The sequence below is a fragment of the Massilia sp. 9I genome (assembly GCF_902506415.1).
Lineage (GTDB): Bacteria > Pseudomonadota > Gammaproteobacteria > Burkholderiales > Burkholderiaceae_D > Telluria.
This window is the reverse complement of sequence record NZ_LR733275.1, coordinates 3442314-3464042: the sequence shown is the minus strand read 5'-3', so window position 1 is coordinate 3464042 and position 21729 is coordinate 3442314. Positions and strand designations below refer to the sequence as shown.

The window sequence follows — 21729 nt, the reverse complement described above, 5'->3', positions numbered from 1 at the left end:
ATGCGTGCGCCAGCAGCCGGCCTTTCCTATATTGAGGTGATGGTGGCGCTGGTGCTGCTCGCAATCTGCGCGGTGCCTGCCGCCGACGCGATCCGCAGCGGGCTGCGCGCCACCGAAGCTGGCGCCGTGCAGGCGCGCGAACTACGCTGCGTGAAGAACACGATGGAAACGGTGGCAGCTGAATCCTACGACAACCTGTGGAAGGCAATCCAGGGACCCACCACGCCGTCCAGCTATTCGCTGGCGGCCGATCCGGCGCCTGGCGGTGAATGCGGTCCACGTAACGTCTATATTTCCAAATACGTGCACTACTACGGCGGCGCCACCGGCCAGGTGCTGGCAGCCGGCGATCCGGCCGAGGATACGTTGCTGATCGTGACCGTGTCCGGCACCGACGGCGCGTATCCCCTGACGACCCTGGTGGACCGATGACGCTGCGACGACTCCCCCGCCAGGACGGTGTCACCCTGATCGAGCTCCTGATGGCACTCGTGATCGCCGCGCTAGTGATCGGACCGCTGGCCGGCATGCTCGATACCAGCTTGCGGGCCGGGGTACAGAACAACAGCCGCGCAACACTCCGCCAGGATCTGCGTTTTGCGCTGGAGCGCATCTCCAGCGCTGCCAGGGACACGCCTCGCAAGGTACTGGCGCCTCAGAATACGGTGCAGGCAGACTCGGGCCCCTGGTTCGACAAGTCGCGCTTCCGTGTCAATGCGAACAAGCAGCTGATCGAGGTGCGCGACGGCGTCGACAACGTGGTGGCCGAATCGGTCGCCAGCTTCGGCGTCAGCGCCCGCACGGTCGGCCTCGACGCGACCATCATCGAGGCCACGCTGCGGCTGGAACAGGATGCCGAAGCGGCACAGGGCAGCATCGCCATACGCATGGGCGGGCCAAGCAAATGAAGCGCCAGCACGGTCTGCTGCTGTTGCCAGTCGCACTGGCGCTGTCGGTCATGGGCGCGCTGGCCTATGCCATGACGCGCGGCGGCGCCGACGACGCCTCCGCCGTCGATGCCCAGTACGACATCGAGGCGACGCGCTACCTGGCGGAAGCTGGACTGCGCCTGGCCAAGTGGCAGAACGAGAAAATCAACTGCGACAGCGAGCGGCGTTTCAGCAATGTGCGACTGCCCGGGGTGGCAGGTACGGCTAGCGTCGACGACATCACGGTTAAGAAGGATGAATTCAAGGCCACGGTGACGGCTACCTCCGCACGCGGCACGGTCAGCAGCATCACACGCGACAAGATGGTGTTCTACGACCGCACGCGCCAGTACGACACGGTGCTGCCAGACAGCGAGTTCAGAGATACCTGGATCAACAGCGACGCTCCGGCCAGTTCCAATGGAGGCGGCGACCATTTTCTGGAAGCGACCGACGGCAAGGCTCATCCACTGCTGAGCGTATCCCTGTCGAGCTTGCCAAACGACTCGCGGGTGACCAAGGCCACGCTATGGCTCTACCTGAACAGCTCTAACTCTGTGCAAACGGTGCGTGAACTGGCGGTCCATGCGGTCACGCGCGGCTGGGCGGACGGCAGCGCTACCTGGAATTCGCCATGGACTACCAGCCCGGGCGGCAGCTACGAATCACGGCCGGAATTCACCACGGCGATCGCGGGCACCAACCGGTTTTACCGCTGGGACATCGGCCCGCTGGTGCGGCGCTGGCGCAGCGGCGAGCTGGCGAATTTCGGGGTGCTGTTCAAGCCCCGCGGCCTGAACGAATCACGCTTCAACAGCATCAACGCGATTAACAACGGCCCGCGCATGGATGTGTCCTACCACCTGCGCTGCAAATGAGCTTTTCAACAAATCGAAAGCGATGAGAAAGCATACCGAAACGATTGTTGGCGAACTATCCACCGTGTGGTCCTGCACCAGCTTCGGCGCGCCCGAGCTGTCCGCTTATGCCGCGCCCGTCATCGCCGGCGAAACGCGACGCGGCGTCGCCCTGCTGAGCCTCGTGGCGCTGCTGTTCCTGCTGCTGGCGGCGACCGTGTCTGCGGTGTTCAATCTCGGCACCGGCTACACCTACACCTACTCGGTGTTGAGCGCGCTCGCGCTGCACATCTATGTCTCCAGCGCGCGGGTGGAACAGCTGCGCGCCCTGTACCTGCTGGCGATGCTGCTCCTGATCGTATGCGGTTCGGCGCTGGTGCTGCTGGCCCAGCGCGTCGGCCAGTTGCACACCATCCTGCTGCTGAGCGTGGCAGTGCTGATCATGCTGGTGCCGGTGGTGCCCTGGGGCGTGCGCGAGGCCGCCATGACCCTGGGGGCGATCTACCTGATGTTCACGGCATCCACATGGCTCAGCAGCTACCGTTTCGCCGCACTCGACCTGTGGGTGCTGCAATGCCTGATGCTGATCGCGGCCATGATCTCGCTGGCGCTGGTCGGCCGCGCCCTCGGCCTGCGCAAGCACGACCTGGCGCTGCGCTTCGAGCTGGAACGGGCGCAGCGCGAGCTGACCGAACTGGCGAACCGCGATCACCTGACCGGCTCCTGGAACCGGCGCCACCTCGAAGCCGCCTTCGCCGGCGTGGTGGCGCGGCACCAGGCCGCCGGCCTGCCCAGCTGGTTCGGCCTGTTCGACATCGACCGCTTCAAGTCGATCAACGACAGCTTCGGCCACGCCACCGGCGACGAGGTGCTGCGCGCGGTACACGCGGCCTTTGGCCAACTGTCCGCCGACGAGCACCTGGCGCGCCTGGGCGGCGACGAATTCGCACTGCTGATGTGCGGCGACGGCGTGCCGGAACGGGCCGCACGCATGCTGGCCTCGGTGCAGGACCGCATGCGGGTGCCGCTGCCGATTGGGGCCAAGGTCACCGTCAGCCTCGGCCTGGTGCGCCTGCCCGAGCGCGCCTGCCCCGCTTTCGATGCCGCCTACCCCCTGGCCGACGAGCTGCTGTACGAGACCAAGCGCGCCGGCGGCAACGGCATGCGTATCGGCGCGGCGCCGGAGGTGGCAGCATGAACGCACGCATCGACATGAGCGCAGTCCGTGGCGTATTCGCACGCCTGGCGGCGCGCAGTGCACCGGCCCTGCCGATCGGCGTCGATTTCGCCGGCGAGAGCCTGAACATGATGCAGGTCGAATCCGTCCCCGGCGGCGCCAGGGTGCGCGCGGCCGTGTCGCTGCTCTACCCGGTCGAACGCGCGCGCCTGCTGGCCGATCCGCGCGCGCTGCGCGCCTTCGTGCGCGGCGCACTGGCGGCCGCCCCCTTCTCCGGACGGCGCATGGTTGGCGCGCTGGCGCCCACCGACGTGCGCATCCTGCCGCTCACCGTCAACGTACCGGCCGGCCAGAACGAACAGCAGGCGGTGGCGCGCGCGGTGCGCGAACAGCTCGGGGCCAGCGCATCGGAATCGGTGGTCGATTACTACCAGGTGCGCGGCGCGGACACGGGAACCGAGAAGCAGGTGCTGGCCGCGGTCGCACCCTCTGCCTCCGTCGTGTCCTACCTGGAGGCGCTGCGCGGCGCCGGCCTGGATCCGGTGGCGCTCGACATCGGCCCGGCCGCCATCGCCCGCCTGATGGCGGCCATGCACAAGGAGGATTTCGGCCAGTCCGTCCTGTTGATCAATTTCGGCAGCACGCGCAGCTACCTGACCGTGATCTGGGGCCGGCGCCTGATGCTTGACCGAGAAATCGAACTGGGCGAAGCGACGCTGGTGGACAAGGTCGCCAAGACCCTCGGCCTGGACGCCGGCACCGCGCTCGCGCTGCTGCGCCAGCACGGCACGGGCAGCACCGCCGCCGGCCACGAACTGCAGGCCGGCGCGCCGGACATGGGCCGCACCATCCGCGAGATCCTGCATCCGGAATTCGCGGCGCTGGCCGAAGAGCTGGTGCGGACCCAGGTGTACGTGGCCTCGCGCACGCGCGGCAGCACGGTAAGCCGGGTCTACCTGAACGGCAGCGTGGCGCGCTACGCCAACATCCCGCAGCGCATTGCCCAGCTGGTGCAGCTGCCGGTTGAGGTGCTCGATCCGTTCGCGGCCTTTGCCGGCGCCAAGGAGCGCCCGTCCGAACAGATGCACGGGATCGCGCTGGCTGCGGGACTCGCATTACGAGGAGTGGAGCATGGCTGACGTGGACATGATCCCGCGCAGTTACCGCGAAGGCTTGCGCACACGCCGCACGCTGTTCGCCTATGGATGCGCGCTGACGCTGGTGCTGGCGGTGGGTGGCGCGAGCGCCGCCTGGCTGCGCTGGCGCCTGGCGGTCGAGACGCCGCAGCTGGACCAGCTGCGCGCCGCCACCGCGCAGGCCGAAGCGATGCGCGGCCAGCTGGCGGCGGCAGGGACACGCAAGCAAGCCTTGCAGCAGGCCAGCGGCGCCCTGGAGGCGCTGCGCGGCAGCGGCGCGGTGGCGCGCCTGGCCGGATCGATCGACGGCGCCGTCAACGAGGGCGTCTGGTTCGAAGGGCTGCAGTTTTCGCGCACCCAGGAACTGCTGCGCGATCCCCTGCCCCAGCCGCTGCCCCCGGGCACCCTGCAGGTGCAGGGCGCCGCTGGCGGCGCCGTCGAACACTGGCACCTGGCGACCCAGCTCGAGATCGCCGGCCAGGCACAGGACAACGAAGCGATGTCGCTCTTCCTCAACGCCTTATCGCGCGACCCCGCGCTGGCCGACGTACGCTTCCTGAACAGCGCAGCCAGCAAGACCGATGCCGGCACGTCGCTAGCCTTCAGCGTTGCCGGCGCCTTGCGTCCTGCCGGGAGTGCGCCATGAGCCCGCGCTGGACGGCCAGGGCGGCAGCGCTGCCGCTGCGCCAGCTGCACCTGGCAGGCGGCGGACTCCTGATGATCCTGTGCGCGGCGCTGTGGTTCTACGCGCTGCGCGCCCCGCTGGCGCAGCTGCGCACCGTGCGCGCCGAGCATGCGCGCCTGGCGCAGGCCGGCAGCGATCCGCGCCTGCTGCAGGCGCAGCTTGCCCAGCTTGGCGTCGACAGCGAAGCGCTGGCGCGCAAGCTGGGCGGTGCGCAGCTGGGCGTCGCGGGACCGATCGCACCGCTGGTGGTGCAGCTGATCGGCGACGTCAACCGGCTGGCGCGCCAGCACCGCGTCGCGCTGCGCGGCAGCACACCCGCCGCCGAGCAGAAGACCCTGGTTTTCACGCAGTACGGCATCGACGCCGAAGCCAGCGGCAGCTATGCCGACCTGCTGGCCTGGATGGAGGCGATCGAACACTCGCGCCCCAACCTGGCGATCGACCGTTTCGAGATGCGCCCGGAAGAAGCCTCCGGCGCGATCCACATCCGCCTGCGCATCGCCGCCTACCGGCCGCTGGAGCCTACCCCATGAAACGACAGCATTGCCTTCTCGCGCTGGCGCTGCTTGGGGCCGCCATGGCCTGCCAGGCTGCGCCGCTGCGCGACCCCTTCGCACGCCCACCCATGCAGGCCGCCCCTTCGCCTTCGAGCGAGGCCCTGGATGCCGCCGCCGGCACGCTGCCGGTGCTGCGCGCAATCATGGTCGATTCCGTGCAGTCGATGGCCAACATCGGCGGGCATATCGTGGGCGTGGGCGACCAGGTCGGTCCATACCGGGTCGCCAGGATCGACGAGCGCAGCGTCACGCTCATGCGCGGCAAGACAAAGAATGTGCTGACAATCGACAGGACACCGGACCGGGCAAGCGACATGGAAAGCAGCGAATGATGAAGCAGACGACACACATAATCCTGGCCGCGATGCTGGCCGCCGCCGTCGGGCCGCTGTCAGCCGCGGACGGCGCAGGCGGAGCGGGCGCGGGCGCACCGGCCACCGCCGGAACCAACCTCACTTCGCTGGTGTTCCGCGATGCCCCGATCGCCGAACTGTTCGAGATGATCTCGCGCCGCGAGCGCATCAATATCACGCTCGGCAAGGGCGTGACCGGGAACGTGGCGATCAGCCTGTACGACGTCAGCGCACGCCAGGCGATCCAGGCGATCGCCGAGGCCGGCGGCTACCAGGTGCTGGAACGCGAGCGCGGCTACATGATCGTCAATCCCGCCCAGGCGGCGCAGGGAGCGCAGGGCACGATGGCAGCGCCGGGCGACCGCCGGCTCGAAGTCAAGGCGCTCAAGGTGCAGTACTCGGAACCGCAGGTGATCGCGGAGATCCTGGCCAAGCACGTCGGCATGGGCGGCAAGGTGACCGCGCTGCCGCTGCGGCGCCAGATCATCGTCGAGGACAGCGCCGCCGGCATCGCCCGCATCGAATCCCTGATGCGCGAGATCGACCGCCAGCCGCGCCAGATCATGATCGAAGCGAAGATCCTCGAGATCACGCTCGACGACAACCAGCACTTCGGGGTCGACTGGCAGAAGATCTTCAGCGCCAACGGCGTCAACCGCTTCGGCACCAGCGGCCTGGCCCAGCGTGGCGCCGGCTTCGTGTTCAACTTCGTCAACGACAACGTCGACCTCTACCTGAACGCCCTGAGCAACAAGGGCAAGGTGCGCACCCTGGCCACGCCCAAGCTGCTGACGCTGGAAAACCAGGAAGCCAGCACCAACATCGGCGACAAGCTAGGTTACCGCCTGACGACCACCATCAATAACGTCACCAGCGAGAGCATCGAATTTCTCGACACCGGCGTGATCTTGCGCGTGACCTCGGCGGTCGACGCCGACGGCAAGATCGTGATGCGGGTGAAGCCGGAAGTCAGCTCCGGCACGGTACTGGGCGGGATCCCGTCGAAGAAGACCACCGAAGTGAGCACCCAGCTGGTGGCCGAGGATGGCCAGTCGATCCTGATCGGAGGCCTGATCAAGGCCAGCGCCGGCCAGCGCCGCACCGGCGTGCCCCTGCTGGGCGACGTGCCGGTGCTGGGCCATCTGTTTTCGAACGACGAGCAGACCGGCAACCTGACCGAGACCATCGTCGTGATCACGCCGCGCATCGTACCGACCCATGCAGCCGGGCCGGACGTGCAGGAGATCGAACGGGTGGAGCAGAACCGGCAGGAGATCCAGCAGGCGCTGGCGAAACCGGCGGCCGCGCTCGAACGCCGCTAGGCCAGCGCAAACCCTTCGTCCAGCCAGCCGGTGACGCCGCCGATCATCAGCTTGACCGGGCGTCCCAGCCTGGCCAGGCGCTCGGCGCCGCGGTGCGCGCCGTTGCAGTGCGGGCCGGCGCAGTAGACCACGAACAGCGTCTCCATCGGATACTCGCGCAGCTTGGCCTCGACGATCTTCCCCTGCGGCAGGTTGAGCGCGCCGGGCACGTAGCCCTTCGCATACAGCTCGGGACTGCGCACGTCGAGCAGGACGAAATCCTGCTCGCCGCTCGCGAACGCATGGTGCACGTCGGCGCAATCGGTCTCGTAGCTGAACGCCGCACTGAAATGGGCCAGCGCCTGGTCGCTGGGCGCCGCCGGTACTGCCGATACTGCTGAAGTCATGTGATCCTCCCTGTTGAAGAGTCTCCAGTGTGGCAGCGGCAGGCAGGGCCGACGAGTAGGCGGCCCGACAGAAACTGGTAACATCGCGCCATGCCCCACCATGTCGCCATCCTCGCCTACGACGGCCTGTGCACCTTCGAATTCGGCTGCGCGGTCGAACTGTTCGCCCTCGAGCGCCCCGAGCTCGGCGTGCCCTGGTACAGCTATGCGGTGTGCGCGGAAGAACGTGGGCCGCTGCGCGCCGCGGGTGGGCTGAGCGTCCATGCGCCGCACGGACTGGAGGCGTTGGATGCGGCGGACACCATCGTCATTCCCGGCTGGCGCGATGCCGGCGATGCACCCTCTCCCGCCCTGCTGGCATCCTTGCAGCGCGCCTACGCACGCGGTGCGCGCCTGTGCACCATCTGTTCCGGCGCCTTCGTGCTGGCGCACGCTGGTCTGCTGGACGGTAAGAAAGCGACAACGCACTGGCGCTACCTCGCGCGCCTGGCGCAGGACTTCCCGGAGATCGACGTGCAACAGGGCGTGCTGTACGCGGAGGATGAGGGCATCGTCACCTCGGCCGGCTCGGCGGCCGGCCTGGACATGCTGCTGCACCTGGTGCGCCACGACTTCGGCCTGGAGGTGGCCAGCCGCGTGGCCCAGCGCCTGGTAATTCCCGCCCACCGCGACGGCGACCAGGCGCAGCTGGTGGCGCGGCCCCTGCCCGCGCCTGGTGCGAACGGCATCGCGCAGCTGATGGACTGGGTACGCGAGAACCTGCGCGCGCCGCACACGGTGGACTCGATGGCGGCGCAGGCGCGCATGGGCACGCGCAGCTTCCAGCGCCACTTCAAGGACCGCACCGGCCTGAGCCCCCTGGCCTGGCTGGTGAAGGAACGCGTCCAGCTGGCGGCGCAGATCCTGGAAACGCGGCCTGCTCTGGCCATCGACGCCATCGCCGACCTGTCAGGGCTCGGTTCGGCGGAATCGCTGCGGCGCCATTTCCGCCTGCAGGGTCTCCCCTCGCCGGCGCGCTATCGGCGCCAGGCCGCCACAAACGGACGCTGAAAGACAAACCGGCCGGCGCCGCATGTCGCGGGGCCGGCCGGTTTTGCTGTAGCGGGGCTGATTACGCTGCCACGCCCGCCTCGTGCGCCTGCTGGTCCGCGTGATACGAAGAACGCACCATCGCGCCAACGGCGGCGTGCACGAAGCCCATCTCGTAGGCCTTCTGTTCGAACATCTTGAACGTGTCCGGGTGCACGTAGCGGCGCACCGGCAGGTGCGAGTTCGACGGCGCCAGGTACTGGCCGATGGTCAGCATGTCGATGTCGTGCTCGCGCATGTCGCGCATCACTTCCAGGATCTCTTCGTCGGTCTCGCCCAGGCCCACCATCAGGCCGGACTTGGTGACCGCGTTCGGGTACATCTTCTTGAAGTCGCGCAGCAGCACCAGAGAGTGCTTGTAGTCGGCGCCCGGGCGCGCTTCCTTGTACAGGCGCGGCACGGTTTCCAGGTTGTGGTTCATCACGTCCGGCAGGCCGTCGGCGAAGATGTTCAGGGCCTTTTCCAGGCGGCCGCGGAAGTCCGGCACCAGCACTTCGATCTTGGTGTTCGGCGACAGCGCGCGGGTCTTGGTGATGCACTCGACGAAGTGGCCGGCGCCTCCGTCACGCAGGTCGTCGCGGTCCACCGAGGTGATCACGACGTAGGACAGGCGCAGGTCGGCGATGGTCTTGGCCAGGTTGCCCGGCTCGTTGACGTCGAGCGGATCCGGACGGCCGTGGCCGACGTCGCAGAACGGGCAGCGGCGGGTGCACTTGTCGCCCATGATCATGAAGGTCGCGGTTCCCTTGCCGAAGCATTCGCCGATGTTCGGGCAGCTCGCTTCTTCACACACGGTGACCAGGTTGTTCGCGCGCAGGATGTCCTTGATCTCGTAGAAGCGCGACGACGCCGTGGCGGCCTTTACGCGAATCCAGTCCGGCTTTTTCAGGCGCTCGGCGTCGGCGATCGGGACGATCTTGATCGGGATGCGCGAAGTCTTGCTGGCGCCCTTCTGCTTTTCGGTGGCGTCGTAAGTGGCAGGGGCAGTACCGGTGTTGGTATCTAGGGTCATTTGGCTGTAGCCCTGGCGGGCTTCCATTCAGAGAGTTTGTTCGGTTTCCGGCACGACCGCTTCGATCGTCGCCAGTTGGCGCACCAGACCTTGCGCCAGCGCCTGCTGGACATCCGCCAGCGGGGCTTCCACACCCATCGTGCGCATGTCGACCGTGGCCAGGCCCGAGTATCCGCACGGGTTGATCCACGTGAACGGGGCCAGGTCCATCGCCACGTTCAGCGAAACGCCATGGTAGGTGCAGCCGTTGCCGCGCACCTTGAGGCCGAGGGCGGCGATCTTCGCGCCCTTGCGCGGTCCGTCCGCCATGTAGATGCCGGGAGCCCCGGCAACTCGTTCACCCGCAAGATTATACGCCGCCAGCACCTCGATGACCGCCTGTTCGATTTTCGCCACAAACTGACGGGCGTACAGCTTGCCGCCCGGCTTGTTACGGCGCAGGTCCATTAACAGATAGATCACGACCTGGCCGGGACCGTGGTAGGTCACCTCGCCGCCGCGGTCGGTCTGGATCACGGGAATGTCATGCGGGGCAAGCACGTGGGCGCGGTCGGCGCCCAGGCCAAGGGTATAGACGGGAGGATGCTCGACGATCCACAGCTCGTCCTGCGTTTCGGGCGTACGCGCGTCGGTGAAGGCGCGCATCGCGGCGAACGTCGGTTCGTAATCGGCGCGGCCGAGCTCGCGGATCAGCGGCGGGGCGGGACGGGTCATGGATATAGGGCGGGAATATGGACAGCCCTGTGATTATAAGCCAGCGCGAGGCCTTGTGCCCGCCGGCTGCCCATTCCCCTGGCCTTACAGGACCATTTTCACCATGGGGTGCGAGGACAGGGCGCGGTAGACGTCGTCCAGCATCTCGCGGCTGGTGGCGCGGATGGTCACGGTCAGGCCGGTGTAATTGCCCTTGGCGGATGGTCGGCTTTGCATCTTGTCGGCATGGAAAGTCGGATCCAGCTGCGTGATGATCTCGACGATCGTCGGCGCGAAGTCGACGTGCGTGGCGCCCATCACCTTGATCGGGAAGTCGCTCGGGTATTCGATGAGGGATTCTTTGGGGTCCATGATTTTCGTCCTGTGCAAAGCGGCATTGTAGCCAATCTCATATGGTGCTGCACTGACGAAAAAAAAAGGCCGGCACTGTGGCCGGCCTGAACTATTTCTTTTCTTGGAAATAGCGGGACATTCGGGCCGCTCGGAGCAGCGCAGCTGCCTTCGAGCGAGTGATGTCACTTTATCGGGACGCCGTCCACGCCGCGAGCGGAATGTGACGAACGGCAGTTTGGGGCGACAGGCGACGCAAACGGCGGTTCAGACGGAATGGGCCACGATGAAAAAGAGCCGGACGTATCCGGCTCTTCGTGTCAGCGCACCATCTCGTGCGGACGGCTGCCGCCGTCGGCGTTGTCCGAGCGGTGTTCCCGGCCACGGCCCGGCGGCGGGCCTGAAGGCGCGGGCGCTGCCATCGGCGCAGGCGCAGCCATGGGGCGCGGCGGCGGGGTGAACGACTGCGGCGGCGGCGCTGCCGGGGCGGGCGCCTGGGCGACCGGCTGCGGCATCGCTTGCGGACGCTCGCGGCGGCCCTCGAAGCGCTCGCTGCGCTCGCCGCGGTTGCCGCGATCCCAGCGGTCGGCGCGGTCGACGGGCTCTTCATCGCGTCCGGCACGCGCCCAGGGCTGCGGACGCGCCGGCTGCTGCACCACGGCCGGCGCCGGCGGCGGCGAGGTCGTGATGGCGCCGGGCTGGAACGGTACCTGACCCGGGGTGGCGAGCGGTGCCGCCGGCTGCGGACGCGGCGCCGGATTGGTCGTCAGCATCGGCGAACGCTGGCCGCGGTCGAAGCGATCATTACGCTCGAAGCGACTGTCACGGTCGACGCGATTTGGAATGCCATCGCCATCGCGGTCCCTGTCGATGCGATCCGGGATCCCGTCGCGGTCGGTATCGCGACGCGCGCTGCGATCCCGCCAGCCCTGCGGCGGCGGCGGTGCGGCGCCCGGCGTGGTCGGCAGGCCCTGCGGCGGGGTGGCGCGTGGCGCGTTCGGCACCACAACCGGACCACGCTGGCCGAAGTTCGCGTGCGGGACCACGGTCAGGCCGTCGCGGCGGTAGTCTGGCCTGCCGTCCCGGTCGCGATCGCGGCGGTTGTCGTCCTTGCGGTCACGCCAGGTCCAGCTGTTCAGGCGGCGCAAACGATCGTCCGACAAGCGGTAATGCGGCACGTAGTGATCGCGCGGCCCGAGCGGATACCAGCCGGTGGCCGGACGCGAACCGTGCTGGCTGAAGTTCACGCTCCAGCCGCTGCCGCCGACCCAGCCCACCAGCGCCGGCGACCAGACCGGGCGGCGGTCGATGCGGCCCGGCGCCCAGGCCCAGCGATTGCGCACCTGGACCCAGCGGCCGTAGTGGAAGGGCGCGTAGCCCCAGGGCGCGTTGTCGACCCAGGTCCAGCCCCAGGGGGCGATCCAGGTCCAGCGGCCGTCGCGGTAGGGCACCCAGCTGGTGGACACGCTCGGGATCCACAGCGGGCCGTATTCGAGGTCTTCCTGCCAGGCGCCATAGCGGTCCAGCTCTTCATAGCCGGTCATGTCGGTGGTGACGTAGCGCGCCGAGCGCGAGCCGTCGATCAGGCGGTCGCGTTCCAGCGACCAGTCGTCGAAACCGTCGCGGCGCGCCTGCAGGGTGCGCACGTCGTCGTCGCGCAGCTCGGCGCTGCGGCCGGCGCGGATGGTCAGGCTGGCGCCGCCGCCGTCGACCTGGGCTTCGCCGTCGAACACGCTGACCACGCTGGTGTCGCGCACGCGCTCGGCGTCCACGCGCAGGCGCCCCGGGCGCAGCATGCGCACCCGGCCCTGCGGGGTAGTGAGTTCGAATTCCGGCACCACGTCTTCGCTCAGGATGCGGATGCTGGCGCTGCCGTAGTGCAGGCGCAGGCGCACGCTGTCGTCGTCCAGTTCGGTCACTTCCAGCGAGCTGTCGCCGTCGACGCGGATCGCGGTCGAGCCGATGCGCACTTCGGTGCGGCCGTTCGGCGCGGTGGTGATCAGGTTGCGCGTGGTGACCGGCCAGTTGACCAGGGCGTCGCTGGCGGTGTCGCCGACGTCGCCCACGATGCTGACCTTGCCCTGGATAAGCGAGACGCGCCCGACCCGGCCCGGCGGCTCGGTGTCGAGGCTGTCCTGCGCCAGGGCGGCAGTGGATAAGGCCGTGAATGCGAGCATCACGGCGGTCTGGGCGAAACGCTTGTTCATGGAGACTCCGCTAGTAGGGACGAAGGACGGCAACGTCATTACAACGCACGAGTGCCTGCAAGGAATACGCAAATTACAGAAAGTTGCAAAGCTGTGTTAACGGACACAGCAAGATACATGGGCTCAGGCGCGGTGGCCGGGTTGAACCAGGAACAACAGCGAGCCCATCAGCATCAGCACGGCGCCGAACAGGCGGTTCTGGATCTTCACGGCGCGCACGTCGCGGAAGAAGCGCTGCATCGAGGACGCCAGGGCGGCGTAGCCGTGCATGACGAGCGAGTCGATGGTCACCATGGTCACGCCCAGGATGGCCAGCTGCGGCAGCAGCGGCGCTTTCTGGTTGATGAACTGCGGCAGCACCGCGACCATGAAGATGATGCCCTTGGGGTTGGTGGCATTGGTCAGGAAGCCGGTCATCACGCGCTTGCCGAAGCTCGGATGCGCCGCCATGCCGGCGGTGCTCACGGATTCCGCTTGCGGCTTGGCGCGCCACTGGGCGATGCCAAGGTAGATCAGGTACAGCGCACCGATGATCTTCACGATGGTGAAGGCCAGCGAAGACGCCAGCAGCAGCGAACCGACGCCGGCGCCGGCGATCACCAGGACCAGGATCAGGCCGAACTGCAGGCCGAGCACGGTGGCGCTGGCTTTCTTCAGGCCGTAGGCGAGGCCGTGCGACATCGACAGGACCGCGCCGGAACCGGGCGAAATGGCGATCAGCGAACCGGCAATGACGAAGGCGATCCAGGTAGTGAAGAGCATGCTGGCGCGGGAATCAGGAAGAGGGGAAGGAGGGTAATGCAAAATGGGCCAGCGCGCGCGTCCGGATGAACCGGAGCGCGGCGCGGGGCCGGGTACTGCCTGATTACTTCTTTTTCGGGTTGACGGCTGCTTTCAGCGTCGCACCGGCAGCGAAGCGCGGGGTCTTCGATGCAGCGATCTTGATGACATCGCCAGTTGCCGGGTTGCGGCCCTTACGCGCAGCGCGCTTGGTGACCGAGAAGGTGCCGAAGCCGGTGATGCCGACCGTGTCGCCCTTTTTCAGGCGCTCGGTGATGATCTCGATGATCGTATTGACGGCGGTGTTGGCAGCCGCGCCCGACAGCTCGGTACGCTTCGCGAATTCCGCGATCAGTTCGCCTTTTTTCATAAGTCCCTCCGGGGTTAAAAGAGCGGGAAGATTAGCATAAATATTGCTGTATGTAATCTCGCCCCGGAGGCGAACCGAAGCGGACCCTCAGGCCAGGCTGTTTTCGACGCTCGGCGCAGCCAGTCGATGGCGCAGCGCGGCGTTGATCAGGGTCTGGTAACCGGTGCCGCAGCGCTCCGACAGATTGCGGAATTCGCTCAGGACTTCGTCGTCGAGGTAGATCGTGATACGGGTCTTGCGTTTCGGCGGACGCGCACGGCGGGCCGGTGCAAGGTGTGCTGCTGGCAGGGTCGATTCGGTATTCATGGGCATCTCCTTCGGTGGCGAGGCTGCAGTACCGCAGCCAACGTCATGCACTATACGTACGCGAGGGACGAGATGCCCGGCAAAAGCGACGAGATGCAGATTTACGCGACTGGAATGCAAAAAGCCGCGCTGAACCGTGTGACTGGGTTTCGGGGCTCGGGTAAGATGTGGCCAACTTGACATGATTGGAGTATGACCAATGGCTGCAGGCAGTTTGCTGGCATTACTGGACGATATCGCGACGATCCTCGACGACGTGGCGGCGATGAGCAAGGTGGCGGCGAAGAAAACCGCCGGCGTGCTGGGGGACGACCTGGCGCTCAACGCCCAGCAGGTGACCGGGGTGAATGCCGATCGCGAACTGCCGGTGGTGTGGGCAGTGTGCAAGGGCTCGCTCAAGAACAAGGCGATCCTGGTGCCGGCCGCGCTGGCCATCTCGGCCTTCGTGCCCTGGCTGATCACCCCGCTGCTGGTCATCGGCGGCGCCTTCCTGTGCTACGAGGGCTTCGAGAAGCTGGCGCACAAATTCCTGCACAGTAAGGAAGAAGACGCCCAGCACCATGCCGAACTCAGCGCCGCACTGGCCAACCCGGCCGTGGACATGTGCGCGATGGAGAAAGAGAAGATCAAGGGCGCCGTGCGCACCGACTTCATCCTTTCGGCAGAGATCATCGTGATCGCCCTCGGCACTGTGGAAAACGCACCGTTCAGCCAGCAGGTGCTGGTGCTGGTGGCAATCGCGCTGGTGATGACGGTCGGCGTCTACGGGCTGGTGGCCGGCATCGTCAAGATGGATGACGCCGGCCTGGCCCTCAGCCAGAAGGCCGGCAGCCTGGCGCGCGGCACCGGCAAGCTGCTGCTGGCCGCAGCGCCGAAGCTGATGAAATTCCTGTCGGTGGTCGGCACCGCCGCCATGTTCATGGTCGGCGGCGGCATCATCGCCCACGCCTGGGAGCCGCTGCACCACTTCGCGCAGGGAGCGGCGCAGATGACGGCCGGTGTGCCGGGCGTCGGCGGCGTGCTGGCGGCGATCACTCCGACCGTGGTGGATGCGCTGGCCGGCGTGGTCGTGGGCGCCCTCGTGCTGGCGGTCGTGACCGTAGTTCAACGTATCCGCGGCAAAAAGGCCGCGCACTGAGCCTCATTTCCTCGCCGCCCTGCGCTATTACTGCGTAGACATAGGGCGGCACGTTTTCCCCGCCTGTTCTAGACTACTTGCGACGCATTAGCGCGGCGCCGGCCGCCAATCCAAGCGCGAAGCCGGCGTACACGATCGCCAGCGACGGCTTGGACAGGTGTTTCTCGTAACCTGGCTGCAGGCGCTTGGGCGTGAGCTGGTAGTCGGCGAAGCAGGCGAAGGCCGCGGTAGCCGCCGAGGCGGTCAGCATGCCGACCGGCGTCTTGCGGTCGAGGTACTTGCCGGCGAAGCGCTCGAACAGGATCGACCAGAAGGTGGCGCTGGCATGGTGGATCAGGTAGCCCGGGATGGTGTAGCGCATGGACGGGCCGCTGTGACGCGCCGCCTTGTCGCCGTAGATCCAGTGGCTGACCGCATTGGTAGGCGCATAGGCGCTGCCCACTTCCTTCTTGCCGAGCGCCGCCAGCGCCACCGTCGACAGGATGCTGGATGTGGCGCCGCCGATGAGGCCGCGCTGTAGTGCCGCGTTCCAGTTTTGCATGAGGTCCTCTTGGTCTGGTTGAGCAGAATGTGAGAAAGGAAGCATGGATGCGGATCTTGCTGACGGGCGCCAGCGGTTTCATCGGACAACACCTGCTGCAGGCATTGCTGGCCGACGGCCACCACGTGGTGTGCGCCGTGCGCCGGCCCAGGACCAGCACAGACCCGCGCCTTACGTACCTCCATGCGGACTTCGCCAACGATACCGATAAATCGGTGTGGCTGGCGCGCATGACCGAGGTTGGCGGCATCGACGTGGTCATCAACACGGTCGGCATCTTCCGCGAATCCGGCAGCCAGACTTTCGCGCGCCTGCACGTCGAGGCGCCGCGCGCGCTGTTTGCCGCCTGCGCCGAATCGCACGAGGTGCAGCTGGTGATCCAGCTGTCGGCGCTCGGCGCGGACCGCGAAGCCGCCAGTGCCTACCACCTGTCCAAGAAGGCGGCCGACGATTACCTGGCCTCGCTGCCGCTGCGCGCCTACATCGTGCAGCCTTCGCTGGTGTACGGCAGCGAAGGCGAAAGCAGCCGCGTGTTCCGCACCCTGGCCAGCATGCCGCTGACGCTGCGCTTCGGCAGCGCACCTCAGCTGGTGCAGCCGATCCATATCGACGACCTGGTGGGGGCCATGCTCGGGCTGCTCAAGCACCGGCTGCCGCTCACGCCGGGCAGCACCGCCCTGCGCGTGCCGCTGGTCGGGCCCCAGGCGATGCCCTTCATCGACTACCTGCAGGCGCTGCGCTCCGCCATGGGCATGGGACACCAGCTAGTCCTGCCGCTGCCGGGCGCGCTGGCGCGCCTGATGGCCAAATTCGGGCGCGTGCTGCCGGGCGGCCTGCTCGACGAGGAGGCGCTGCGCATGCTCGACCGCGGCAATGCGGGCGACTCCAGCATGACCACCCAGCTGCTCGGCCATGCGCCGCGGCCGGTACAGGACTTCATCCGCGATCCCGGCGCCGAGCGTGCGCGGGCCAAGCTGGGCTGGCTGCTGCCGGTGCTGCGCCTGTCGATCGCGGCGGTGTGGATCATTACCGCGATCGTCTCCTACGGCCTGTACCCGGTCGAGGCCAGCTACGAGCTGCTCGCGCGAACCGGCATTCCGCCCGCGCTGCAGCCGTTGATGCTGTACGGCGCCGCCAGCTTCGACCTGGCGCTGGGTCTGGGCATCCTGTTCCTTCGGCGCCGCCGCTGGCTGTGGCTGATGCAGCTCGGGCTGATCGGCTTCTACACCGTCGTCATCGCCATCCAGCTGCCGGAATTCCTGCTCCACCCCTACGGGCCGCTGACCAAGAACCTGCCCATGCTGGCGGCCATCTGGCTGCTCTACGAACTGGAGGAAGAATAGATGGAATACGTCGTCATCAAGTGGCTCCACATCCTGTCCTCGACCTTCCTGTTCGGCACCGGCATCGGTTCGGCCTGGTACATGCTGTTCGCGAACGTCAGCCGCGACGTGCGCGCGATCGCCGTGGTGGCCAAGTACGTGGTGATCGCCGACTGGGTGTTCACCGCCACCACCGCCGTCCTGCAGCCAGCCACCGGCTTCTACATGATCCACCTGGCCGGCTATCCGCTGCACAGCAAGTGGATCATGTGGTCGCTCGCCCTGTACGTGCTGGCCGGCGCTTGCTGGCTGCCGGTGGTGTGGCTGCAAATGCGCATGCGCGACATCGCCCGGGAGGCTGCGCGCACCAGCACCGAACTCACGCCGCAGTACTGGCGCTACTTTCGCATCTGGGTCACGCTCGGCGTGCCGGCCTTCATCGCCTTCGTGGTGATCTTCTGGCTGATGGTCGCCAAGCCGATGTGACCCGGACCTCTTCATTCGAACAAGGAGCACCCATGAAGGCTTACCAGATTCTCCCCGGCGCGAACATCGACGGGCTGCAGTGCATCGACTACCCGGACCGCAATCTCGGCCATGGCGAAGTGCGCATCCGCGTGCACACGGTGTCGCTGAACTACCGCGACCTGATGGTCGCCAGCGGCAACTACCTCGTCACCGTGGACGATCCCATCATCCCCTGCTCGGACGGCGCCGGCGAAGTATTGGAAGTGGGGCCGGGCGTCACCCGCGTGCAGGTCGGCGACCGCGTCGCCGGTTCCTTCTTCCCGCACTGGGTGGACGGCATGACTTCGCCCGAGAAGATCCGTCACGCGCTGGGCGGCGACATTGACGGCATGCTGGCCGAGGAAGTGGTGCTGCACGAGGATGCGCTAGCGAAGATTCCGGCCTCGCTGAGCTTCGTCGAGGCCTCGACCATGCCTTGCGCCGGCGTCACCGCCTGGAATGCAATCTTCGTGTCCAGCAACCAGGTGAAACCGGGCGACACCGTGCTGCTGCTCGGGACCGGCGGCGTGTCGGTGCTGGGCATGCAGCTGGCCAAGGCGGCCGGCCTGCGCACCATCATCACCTCGTCGAGCGACGAGAAGCTGCAGCGTGCGCGCGAGCTGGGCGCCCACCACACCATCAACTACCAGGCCATCCCCGAATGGCACGAAGAGGTGCTGGCCATGACCCAGGGCCGCGGCGCGAACGTGGTGCTGGAAGTCGGCGGCAAGGGCACGGTCAACCGCTCGATATCGGCGGCGGCGATGGGCGGCACGGTGGCGATCATCGGTGGGGTGAGCGGCTTCGGCGGCGAAGTCAATCCGGCCACGCTGCTCGCTACCGCCAAGCGCCTGGTCGGCATTTTCGTGGGCAGCCGCGGCATGCTGGAAGACGTGATGCGCTTTGCCGACACTACCGGCCTCAAACCGGTGATCGACCGCGTGTTCCCGTTCGCGCAGGCCCAGGACGCCTACCGCTACATGGAGTCAGGCTCGCACTTCGGGAAGGTGGTCATTGACGTCACCAGCCAGGATCACTGAGCATCTCGGCTAGCGCTTCGGCACCAGTTCGATCTCGTACAGCTTGGGCCACAGCTTGCCGGTGACGAACAGGCGTTTACCCTTGCTGTCCCAGGCGATGCCGTTCAGGACGGCGTCGGGATCGGCGGTGCCGCGCTGTGCGGGCGGCAGCAGGCCTTCGAGGTTGATCACGCCCGTCACGTTGCCATCGGCAGGGTCGATGCGCACGATCAGGTCGGTGCCCCAGATGTTGGAGAACAGCTCGCCCTCCACCATTTCGAGTTCGTTCAGCTGCGCGATCGGCTTGCCATTGTGCGTCACCTGGATGCGCCGCACTTCCTTCATGGTCTTCGGTTCGAGGATGCGGATGAAGGAGCTGCCGTCGCTCATGTAGACCTGCTTGGCATCGCTGGCCAGGCCCCAGCCCTCGCCGACGTATTTGAAGGTGTTTTTCAACTTGAAGCTCTTGCGGTCGAACACGTAGCCGACCTGCGAGGTCCAGGTAAGGGCATAGACGTCGTTGCCGACCGGGGTCGAGCCTTCGCCAAACACGTCCGAGGGCATGTCGGCCTGCTGCAGCACTTTGCCGCTGGCCAGGTCTACCCGGCGCAGCCAGGACGTGCCGTTGCGGCCCGTCGTCTCGTACAGGTGGCCGTCGCGGAAGAACAGGCCCTGGGTGAAGGCTTTCGGGTCGTGCGGATAGGCGTTCTTGACAACGAAGCCGTAGATCGGGACGGCGGCCTGTGCGCCGCACGCGCTAAGGACGCAGGCGGCAAGGGCGAAGGTGGCGAGTGGTTTCAGCATGATGCTGGAACTCTAGCACGTTCAGAACAGGGACAGGTTCGGCGACGGCTCCGGGGCTTTCTTGACCGTTTGCGGCGCCGCCCAGGCCCTCATCCCCTGCGCCGGGTAGTGGCGCAGGAAGCTGCGCGCCGTCTCGACGTCGCGACAGGCCAGCCAGTCGTCGAGTTCTTCCGGCGCTATCACGACCAGCGAACGCTTTTCGTCGTCCGGCTTGTGCATGCGCGACATCAGCGGGTGTTCGTCGGCGTTGATGGTGATCTGGGTGAACGAGGACTCGACCCGGCCATCGGCCTCGGTCCATTCGCGCCACAGGCCGGCAACGAAAAAGGGCTGGTCGTCGTGCATGCCGATCGCGTGCCGCACGGCGCGGCCGCTTTCGTAGCAGGGCTCGTAGAACCAGGTCATCGGCACTGCGCACAGCTGCAGGCGGCGCCAGGCCGGAGCGAAGGAACGCCGCTCGCCCAGCGATTCGGCGCGCGCATTCATGGTGTCGAAAGGCTTCACGCCCGGCGGAATCTGCCGGCGCGGCACCATGCCGTAGCTGGCCAGGCAGACGGACGGGCTGCCGTCGCCGCCGCGGCGGACGATCGGTGCGCTGTAGTCCTTCCAGACTTCGTCGGGCCAGCGCCAGTCGGCCGGCAGCTCGCTGAAGGCGCCCAGGGTGCCGAACTGCTCGCGGGTGGGGGAATGGTAGTTGACGCACATGATCCGTCAAGGATAGTGCAAGCGCTAGAAGTATGCCAGCAGGCGTCCACAGGCGATTACGGCAATCCATAAACCGAGCGAGAGAAGGGCGTGCAGGCTGGCCCGGATCGGCGCGCGCTGCGCCCAGGCGTCGGCCTGGCGGTAGGGGCCCGCGTGGAAGGCGAGCGCGTTCAGGCCGGCCAGCAGGATCAGCGCGAGCTTGAGCAGGAATACGCGGTTGGCCAGCAGGGCGGCCGGATCGACCACGAACAGCAGCAGCCCGGTGGGCAGCACCAGCAGGATGCTGCCGGCCGACCAGGGCAGGAGGTGGCGCGCCAGCGCCTTGACCGGCAGCTGGCGGCCGAATCCGAGCACGCGCAGGTCGAACATCGCCACCGCGCCCACCAACACGGCAAAACCGACGATATGGAGCGTTTCGACGGCCGGGTACAGCCAGGCGTGCTCGCGCATGGCCTGCGCGAGCGGCAAGGACGCGGCCAGCTTCGCCGCGTCGGGTAGCATCAACGCAGCTCCGTGGTCTTGTCCTTGATGGTGATCCGTTCGGCGCGCAGTTCGGTGGCGTTGCCGCGGTGGGGATAACCGTAGACCGTGGCCTGGCCACCGACCACCAGGTTTTCCTTTGGCAGGCCGCGGTTTTCCATGCGTCCCGGCGGCGCCAGCACCACCATCCAGGTCTTGTCCGCGGTCTTGAGGCGGATGAAACCGTGCGGCTGCATGTAGCCGGACTCCTCGATGGTGCCGGACAGGGTGAGCGGCTTGTCGGCGTTGTATTCGCTCCAGCCGTGGTGGGCCGAAGCAGTCGTGGCCACCAGAGCGGCCATCAGAAACCAGCGTTTCATGGACACCTCCTGTTGAGGAAAAGGCACATCATTCTACGCCTGTTTTTTAGGCACGCAGCCGTCCGACGACGTCCAGCCGGTTCGGCCCGGGGCGCGTGACGACGATCTCGCCCGGCGCCACCAGCTCGCTTACCAGCGCACGGATGTTGACGTCATGCGTTACCAGCACCAGGTTGGTCTTGCTCCGCTGGGCGCCAAAAGCATTGACGCGCTCGAGCACCTCGCGCAGCTTGGCGCGCTTGGCGGCGTCGCCGTCGTTGAACATGGAATCGAGCATCGGCGCTTCTTCCACCCGGCCGAAGGCGAGGCGGGCGGTGTCGAGGCAGCGGCACCAGCGGCTCGACAGCACCGCGCCGAGCGGGATGCCGCGCTCGCGGAAAGCGGCGCCGAGCGCGCGGGCATCAACCCGGCCCTGCTCCGACAGGTTGCGCTGGGTGCTGCACACCGCCAGGCGAAAGCCGGGCGGATCGCCGATGCCGGGATCGGTAGCGGCATGCCGGATCAGCAACACATAGCCGCCCGACTGCAGGCGCTGCCACAAGTCGGCGTCAGCTGCGAACAGGGGAGCGCTCGCCCATGCGGCGGTCACTGCCAGAAAGCGTCGTCGAAGCATGCTCGCGTCTCCCAGGAGTCGGCTGCGGTGA

Annotated in this window: 28 protein-coding genes; 14 read left to right on the top strand and 14 right to left on the bottom strand. The window is 67.1% G+C overall.

Annotated features, from left to right (window positions below; genetic code table 11):
- From GV068_RS15535 to GV068_RS15495, 9 genes are read left to right on the top strand one after another with little or no spacing between them, the layout of a single operon-like run.
- On the top strand, window positions 1-432 hold the full coding sequence (locus GV068_RS15535; protein WP_159699562.1) for a type II secretion system protein J: 432 nt from the start codon (window positions 1-3) through the stop codon (window positions 430-432).
- Window positions 429-908: a PilW family protein gene (locus tag GV068_RS15530; RefSeq protein WP_159699559.1), complete on the top strand. Its 480-nt coding sequence runs from the start codon at window positions 429-431 to the stop codon at window positions 906-908. Before GV068_RS15535 ends, GV068_RS15530 begins: the two co-directional genes overlap by 4 nt.
- Complete coding sequence (locus GV068_RS15525; RefSeq protein WP_159699556.1) at window positions 905-1807, top strand: DNRLRE domain-containing protein; 903 nt, start codon at window positions 905-907, stop codon at window positions 1805-1807. The genes GV068_RS15530 and GV068_RS15525 overlap by 4 nt, the downstream gene beginning before the upstream one ends.
- Window positions 1808-1829: 22 nt before the next feature.
- Window positions 1830-2984, top strand: coding sequence for a GGDEF domain-containing protein (locus GV068_RS15520; protein WP_159699553.1), 1155 nt, complete (start codon window positions 1830-1832; stop codon window positions 2982-2984).
- The gene (gene pilM, locus GV068_RS15515) at window positions 2981-4102 is read left to right on the top strand and encodes a pilus assembly protein PilM (protein ID WP_159699550.1); all 1122 of its coding nucleotides are present in this window, start codon (window positions 2981-2983) and stop codon (window positions 4100-4102) included. The genes GV068_RS15520 and pilM overlap by 4 nt, the downstream gene beginning before the upstream one ends.
- Window positions 4095-4745: a PilN domain-containing protein gene (locus tag GV068_RS15510; protein ID WP_159699547.1), complete on the top strand. Its 651-nt coding sequence runs from the start codon at window positions 4095-4097 to the stop codon at window positions 4743-4745. The genes pilM and GV068_RS15510 overlap by 8 nt, the downstream gene beginning before the upstream one ends.
- Window positions 4742-5317, top strand: coding sequence for a GspMb/PilO family protein (locus GV068_RS15505; protein ID WP_159699544.1), 576 nt, complete (start codon window positions 4742-4744; stop codon window positions 5315-5317). Before GV068_RS15510 ends, GV068_RS15505 begins: the two co-directional genes overlap by 4 nt.
- Window positions 5314-5673, top strand: coding sequence for a hypothetical protein (locus GV068_RS15500; RefSeq protein ID WP_159699541.1), 360 nt, complete (start codon window positions 5314-5316; stop codon window positions 5671-5673). Before GV068_RS15505 ends, GV068_RS15500 begins: the two co-directional genes overlap by 4 nt.
- Window positions 5673-7016: a type II secretion system protein GspD gene (locus GV068_RS15495; protein ID WP_159699538.1), complete on the top strand. Its 1344-nt coding sequence runs from the start codon at window positions 5673-5675 to the stop codon at window positions 7014-7016. The genes GV068_RS15500 and GV068_RS15495 overlap by 1 nt, the downstream gene beginning before the upstream one ends.
- On the opposite strand, the gene GV068_RS15490 is transcribed toward GV068_RS15495, so the two are convergent.
- Complete coding sequence (locus GV068_RS15490; RefSeq protein ID WP_159699535.1) at window positions 7013-7402, bottom strand: rhodanese-like domain-containing protein; 390 nt, start codon at window positions 7400-7402, stop codon at window positions 7013-7015. The two genes, GV068_RS15495 and GV068_RS15490, sit on opposite strands and share 4 nt — an antisense overlap.
- 90 nt (window positions 7403-7492) lie before the next feature.
- Here GV068_RS15490 and ftrA point away from each other — a divergent pair, with 90 nt between their 5' ends.
- Window positions 7493-8452, top strand: coding sequence for a transcriptional regulator FtrA (gene ftrA / locus GV068_RS15485; protein WP_159699532.1), 960 nt, complete (start codon window positions 7493-7495; stop codon window positions 8450-8452).
- A gap of 61 nt (window positions 8453-8513) precedes the next feature.
- Here the strand turns inward: ftrA and lipA are convergent, their stop codons facing one another.
- The 7 genes from lipA to GV068_RS15450 form a co-directional block, all read right to left on the bottom strand.
- Window positions 8514-9503: a lipoyl synthase gene (gene lipA, locus GV068_RS15480; protein WP_159699529.1), complete on the bottom strand. Its 990-nt coding sequence runs from the start codon at window positions 9501-9503 to the stop codon at window positions 8514-8516.
- A 27-nt stretch (window positions 9504-9530) separates the two neighbouring features.
- Window positions 9531-10217, bottom strand: coding sequence for a lipoyl(octanoyl) transferase LipB (gene lipB, locus GV068_RS15475; RefSeq protein ID WP_159699526.1), 687 nt, complete (start codon window positions 10215-10217; stop codon window positions 9531-9533).
- 84 nt (window positions 10218-10301) lie between these two features.
- Entirely contained in the window at window positions 10302-10568 is a 267-nt protein-coding gene (locus GV068_RS15470) for a DUF493 family protein (RefSeq protein WP_159699523.1), read from the bottom strand.
- A 299-nt stretch (window positions 10569-10867) separates the two neighbouring features.
- Window positions 10868-12754, bottom strand: a complete 1887-nt coding sequence (locus GV068_RS15465; protein WP_159699520.1) for a DUF6600 domain-containing protein — start codon at window positions 12752-12754, stop codon at window positions 10868-10870.
- A 123-nt stretch (window positions 12755-12877) separates the two neighbouring features.
- Window positions 12878-13516 (bottom strand): LysE family transporter, encoded by a 639-nt coding sequence (locus GV068_RS15460; RefSeq protein WP_159699517.1) that lies wholly within the window; start codon window positions 13514-13516, stop codon window positions 12878-12880.
- Window positions 13517-13619: 103 nt separating this feature from the next.
- Window positions 13620-13904: an HU family DNA-binding protein gene (locus tag GV068_RS15455; RefSeq protein ID WP_159699514.1), complete on the bottom strand. Its 285-nt coding sequence runs from the start codon at window positions 13902-13904 to the stop codon at window positions 13620-13622.
- A gap of 87 nt (window positions 13905-13991) precedes the next feature.
- A complete protein-coding gene (locus tag GV068_RS15450) occupies window positions 13992-14210 on the bottom strand; it encodes a BrnA antitoxin family protein (RefSeq protein ID WP_159699511.1) in 219 nt (72 codons plus the stop codon).
- Between the two features lie 199 nt (window positions 14211-14409).
- Here GV068_RS15450 and GV068_RS15445 point away from each other — a divergent pair, with 199 nt between their 5' ends.
- Window positions 14410-15348, top strand: coding sequence for a DUF808 domain-containing protein (locus GV068_RS15445; protein WP_159699508.1), 939 nt, complete (start codon window positions 14410-14412; stop codon window positions 15346-15348).
- A 73-nt stretch (window positions 15349-15421) separates the two neighbouring features.
- Here GV068_RS15445 and GV068_RS15440 read toward each other — a convergent pair whose 3' ends face one another.
- The gene (locus GV068_RS15440; protein WP_159699505.1) at window positions 15422-15889 is read right to left on the bottom strand and encodes a hypothetical protein; all 468 of its coding nucleotides are present in this window, start codon (window positions 15887-15889) and stop codon (window positions 15422-15424) included.
- 47 nt (window positions 15890-15936) lie between these two features.
- Between GV068_RS15440 and GV068_RS15435 the strand changes: the two genes are divergently transcribed.
- From GV068_RS15435 to GV068_RS15425, 3 genes are read left to right on the top strand one after another with little or no spacing between them, the layout of a single operon-like run.
- Window positions 15937-17232: an SDR family oxidoreductase gene (locus tag GV068_RS15435; protein ID WP_159699502.1), complete on the top strand. Its 1296-nt coding sequence runs from the start codon at window positions 15937-15939 to the stop codon at window positions 17230-17232.
- Window positions 17233-17697, top strand: a complete 465-nt coding sequence (locus GV068_RS15430) for a DUF2269 domain-containing protein (RefSeq protein WP_159699499.1) — start codon at window positions 17233-17235, stop codon at window positions 17695-17697. It abuts the gene before it with no gap.
- Window positions 17698-17729: 32 nt separating this feature from the next.
- On the top strand, window positions 17730-18758 hold the full coding sequence (locus tag GV068_RS15425) for an NAD(P)-dependent alcohol dehydrogenase (RefSeq protein WP_159699496.1): 1029 nt from the start codon (window positions 17730-17732) through the stop codon (window positions 18756-18758).
- Between the two features lie 9 nt (window positions 18759-18767).
- On the opposite strand, the gene GV068_RS15420 is transcribed toward GV068_RS15425, so the two are convergent.
- The 5 genes from GV068_RS15420 to GV068_RS15400 are packed head-to-tail and all read right to left on the bottom strand — an operon-like array spanning window position 18768 to window position 21698.
- Window positions 18768-19541, bottom strand: a complete 774-nt coding sequence (locus tag GV068_RS15420) for a glutaminyl-peptide cyclotransferase (protein WP_159699493.1) — start codon at window positions 19539-19541, stop codon at window positions 18768-18770.
- 21 nt (window positions 19542-19562) lie between these two features.
- The gene (locus GV068_RS15415) at window positions 19563-20246 is read right to left on the bottom strand and encodes an SOS response-associated peptidase (protein WP_159699490.1); all 684 of its coding nucleotides are present in this window, start codon (window positions 20244-20246) and stop codon (window positions 19563-19565) included.
- Window positions 20247-20270: 24 nt separating this feature from the next.
- Window positions 20271-20747, bottom strand: coding sequence for a DUF6644 family protein (locus tag GV068_RS15410; protein WP_159699487.1), 477 nt, complete (start codon window positions 20745-20747; stop codon window positions 20271-20273).
- Window positions 20747-21085, bottom strand: coding sequence for a DUF6152 family protein (locus GV068_RS15405; protein ID WP_159699484.1), 339 nt, complete (start codon window positions 21083-21085; stop codon window positions 20747-20749). The genes GV068_RS15410 and GV068_RS15405 overlap by 1 nt, the downstream gene beginning before the upstream one ends.
- A 46-nt stretch (window positions 21086-21131) precedes the next feature.
- Window positions 21132-21698, bottom strand: a complete 567-nt coding sequence (locus GV068_RS15400; protein WP_159699481.1) for a histidine phosphatase family protein — start codon at window positions 21696-21698, stop codon at window positions 21132-21134.
- Between the last annotated feature and the right edge of the window lie 31 nt (window positions 21699-21729).

Coding starts and splice junctions, on each gene's coding strand:
- GV068_RS15535 (WP_159699562.1), top strand. CDS start 1: ATGCGTGCGCCAGCAGCCGGCCTTTCCTATATTGAGGTGATGGTGGCG.
- GV068_RS15530 (WP_159699559.1), top strand. CDS start 429: ATGACGCTGCGACGACTCCCCCGCCAGGACGGTGTCACCCTGATCGAG.
- GV068_RS15525 (WP_159699556.1), top strand. CDS start 905: ATGAAGCGCCAGCACGGTCTGCTGCTGTTGCCAGTCGCACTGGCGCTG.
- GV068_RS15520 (WP_159699553.1), top strand. CDS start 1,830: ATGAGAAAGCATACCGAAACGATTGTTGGCGAACTATCCACCGTGTGG.
- pilM (WP_159699550.1), top strand. CDS start 2,981: ATGAACGCACGCATCGACATGAGCGCAGTCCGTGGCGTATTCGCACGC.
- GV068_RS15510 (WP_159699547.1), top strand. CDS start 4,095: ATGGCTGACGTGGACATGATCCCGCGCAGTTACCGCGAAGGCTTGCGC.
- GV068_RS15505 (WP_159699544.1), top strand. CDS start 4,742: ATGAGCCCGCGCTGGACGGCCAGGGCGGCAGCGCTGCCGCTGCGCCAG.
- GV068_RS15500 (WP_159699541.1), top strand. CDS start 5,314: ATGAAACGACAGCATTGCCTTCTCGCGCTGGCGCTGCTTGGGGCCGCC.
- GV068_RS15495 (WP_159699538.1), top strand. CDS start 5,673: ATGAAGCAGACGACACACATAATCCTGGCCGCGATGCTGGCCGCCGCC.
- GV068_RS15490 (WP_159699535.1), bottom strand. CDS start 7,402: ATGACTTCAGCAGTATCGGCAGTACCGGCGGCGCCCAGCGACCAGGCG.
- ftrA (WP_159699532.1), top strand. CDS start 7,493: ATGCCCCACCATGTCGCCATCCTCGCCTACGACGGCCTGTGCACCTTC.
- lipA (WP_159699529.1), bottom strand. CDS start 9,503: ATGACCCTAGATACCAACACCGGTACTGCCCCTGCCACTTACGACGCC.
- lipB (WP_159699526.1), bottom strand. CDS start 10,217: ATGACCCGTCCCGCCCCGCCGCTGATCCGCGAGCTCGGCCGCGCCGAT.
- GV068_RS15470 (WP_159699523.1), bottom strand. CDS start 10,568: ATGGACCCCAAAGAATCCCTCATCGAATACCCGAGCGACTTCCCGATC.
- GV068_RS15465 (WP_159699520.1), bottom strand. CDS start 12,754: ATGAACAAGCGTTTCGCCCAGACCGCCGTGATGCTCGCATTCACGGCC.
- GV068_RS15460 (WP_159699517.1), bottom strand. CDS start 13,516: ATGCTCTTCACTACCTGGATCGCCTTCGTCATTGCCGGTTCGCTGATC.
- GV068_RS15455 (WP_159699514.1), bottom strand. CDS start 13,904: ATGAAAAAAGGCGAACTGATCGCGGAATTCGCGAAGCGTACCGAGCTG.
- GV068_RS15450 (WP_159699511.1), bottom strand. CDS start 14,210: ATGAATACCGAATCGACCCTGCCAGCAGCACACCTTGCACCGGCCCGC.
- GV068_RS15445 (WP_159699508.1), top strand. CDS start 14,410: ATGGCTGCAGGCAGTTTGCTGGCATTACTGGACGATATCGCGACGATC.
- GV068_RS15440 (WP_159699505.1), bottom strand. CDS start 15,889: ATGCAAAACTGGAACGCGGCACTACAGCGCGGCCTCATCGGCGGCGCC.
- GV068_RS15435 (WP_159699502.1), top strand. CDS start 15,937: ATGCGGATCTTGCTGACGGGCGCCAGCGGTTTCATCGGACAACACCTG.
- GV068_RS15430 (WP_159699499.1), top strand. CDS start 17,233: ATGGAATACGTCGTCATCAAGTGGCTCCACATCCTGTCCTCGACCTTC.
- GV068_RS15425 (WP_159699496.1), top strand. CDS start 17,730: ATGAAGGCTTACCAGATTCTCCCCGGCGCGAACATCGACGGGCTGCAG.
- GV068_RS15420 (WP_159699493.1), bottom strand. CDS start 19,541: ATGCTGAAACCACTCGCCACCTTCGCCCTTGCCGCCTGCGTCCTTAGC.
- GV068_RS15415 (WP_159699490.1), bottom strand. CDS start 20,246: ATGTGCGTCAACTACCATTCCCCCACCCGCGAGCAGTTCGGCACCCTG.
- GV068_RS15410 (WP_159699487.1), bottom strand. CDS start 20,747: ATGCTACCCGACGCGGCGAAGCTGGCCGCGTCCTTGCCGCTCGCGCAG.
- GV068_RS15405 (WP_159699484.1), bottom strand. CDS start 21,085: ATGAAACGCTGGTTTCTGATGGCCGCTCTGGTGGCCACGACTGCTTCG.
- GV068_RS15400 (WP_159699481.1), bottom strand. CDS start 21,698: ATGCTTCGACGACGCTTTCTGGCAGTGACCGCCGCATGGGCGAGCGCT.